Origin of the sequence: Cupriavidus numazuensis (assembly GCF_905397435.1) — a bacterium.
Classification (GTDB): Bacteria; Pseudomonadota; Gammaproteobacteria; order Burkholderiales; family Burkholderiaceae; genus Cupriavidus; species Cupriavidus numazuensis.
Genome location: NZ_CAJPVI010000144.1, coordinates 1 through 1,701, shown reverse-complemented (window position 1 = coordinate 1,701; position 1,701 = coordinate 1). Strand labels below are relative to the sequence as shown.

Here is a 1,701-nt window from a genome sequence, read left to right as displayed (position 1 = left end):
ACGCCAGCGCACCAGGTCGCCGGTGCGGTACAGGCGACCGCCTGCGGCGTCGAACGGGTCAGCCACGAAGCGCTCCGACGTCAGGCCCGTACGATGCAGGTAGCCACGCGCAAGCAGTGCCCCACCGATGCACAGTTCACCCGGCACGCCCGGCGGCACCGGCCGCAAGCCGGCGTCCACCACGCGCAGCGCGCGCCCGGCGACCGGACGGCCGATCGGCATGTGCGCCGGCAACGGCGCCTCGCCTTGCAGCCAGGGCGAGCATTCCAGCACGGAGGCCGTCACCGTCGCCTCGGTCGGCCCATAGGCATTCAGCAGCCGGATATGCGCGAGCCCGGCGTCGCACCAGAGCTTCACCCCCTCGGGCGGCATCGCCTCGCCGCCGGTAATGACGAGCCGCAGCTGGCCGAGATCGCGGCCGCCGGTGGCGAAGTCGCGCGCCAGCAACATCCAGTAGGCAGTGGTCAGGTCCGCCACGGTGATGCCGTGGCCGGTCACTTCGCGATGGAAGGTGGTGGTGTCCCAGACATCCTGCCCGCGCACGACCACCGAAGCCCCCGCTGCCAGTGGCGGGAAAAGCTGGTCGACGAAGGCATCGAAGTTGAGCGTCGCGAACTGCAGCGTGCGGTCCGCCGATGTCAGTGCGTAAAGCTCGATCGCGGCGTGGCTATGCCTGGCCAGCGCGCCATGGCTGATGCCAACGCCCTTGGGCTTGCCGGTGGAGCCGGAGGTGTAGATCACGTAGGCGAGGTTCTCGCCGTGCACTGGCACTCGCGGGTGCAGGCTGGATTCGGCACTGAGGTCGACCGTGTCGAGGTGCAGCGCGCGCATGGCCGGCAGGCTGGTGACCGTGCTGTGCGTCAGCAGCAGCGCAATGCCGCTGTCCTCCACCATGTACGCCAGCCGGTCCGCCGGGTATTCCGGATCGAGCGGCACATAGGCACCGCCCGTCTTCAGGATCGCCAGCAGGCCGACCACCATCTCCACCGAGCGCGGCAGCGCGATGCCGACACGCACCTCGGGACCCACACCTTCTGCGATCAGGCGATGCGCGAGGCGGTTCGCGCGTGCGTTCAGTTCGCCATAGGTCAGCGTCTGCTCGCCGAAGATCAGCGCCAGCGCCTCGGGGTCCTGGCGCTCGACCAGCCGGTGCACCGGCTCGGAGTTTGCATAGCGCGTCGGGTTCAGGCTCCATGCCTGCAACCGGTCACGCTCGGCATCGCCAAGCAGCGCCACGTCGCCCACCGCCTGCTCAGGCTTGGCCACCAGCGCTTCCAGCAGCCGCACATAGTGCTCCGCCATGCGCGCAATAGTGTCGGCGTCGAACAGCTCCGCGGCATAGGCCAGGCTGCCGCGCGCCTGTCCGGCGGCATCCTCGCTCACATCCAGCACCAGCTCGAACTGCGCCGCGCGCTCGCCCAGCGCGTAGTCCGACAGCACCAGCCCCGGCAACTGCTGCAACGCGCGCAGGTCCTCGCGCTGGTAGTTGAACATGGTCTGGAACAGCGGGCTCACGCTCAGGCTGCGTTCCGGCTGCAGCGCTTCCACCAGTTGCTCGAACGGCAGGTCCTGGTGCGCCTGCGCGCCCAGCGCCGCCTCGCGCACCTGCTGCACCAGCTGCGCCAGCGTCATGCGCCCCGACACCCGCGCGCGCAGCACCTGGCTGTTGACGAACAGGCCGACCAAGCCTTCGGTCTCGAC

General features: G+C 69.7%; 1 protein-coding gene. It reads right to left on the bottom strand.

The window, feature by feature from the left end:
• The coding region (locus tag KHO41_RS40885; RefSeq protein WP_211958875.1) for a non-ribosomal peptide synthetase at positions 1 to 1,701 on the bottom strand (1,701 nt) is incomplete at both ends.